This is a genomic window from Winogradskyella poriferorum (assembly GCF_050618035.1).
Classification (GTDB): Bacteria; Bacteroidota; Bacteroidia; order Flavobacteriales; family Flavobacteriaceae; genus Winogradskyella; species Winogradskyella poriferorum_A.
On sequence record NZ_JBODPY010000059.1, the window covers coordinates 1 to 258 of the forward strand.

Consider the following 258-nt stretch of genomic DNA (forward strand, 5'->3'; position numbering starts at 1 on the left):
TTCTTGAAGATCATTGGTGTATGTGAGATGAATCCATGTGTTTCCCTTTTCAGAAATTCTAAATCCTCCACCAAAACTATATTTATAAGCTTCATCCAAGAATCCATATACCAAATATCCCTTTAACTTAAATTTATCAGAAAGATTGTTATTGGTAACACCCCCTAAACCAGTTCTAAACCCTTCATATTGATTGTACTTAATTAAATAACGAAGATCAAAATTGAAGTATTTAGTAGGGAAATATCCATTACCAAT

General features: G+C 30.6%; 1 pseudogene. It reads right to left on the bottom strand.

From position 1 onward, the window contains the following. Positions 1-258: pseudogene (locus tag ACRHOC_RS14910) on the bottom strand (hypothetical protein); the annotation flags it as partial.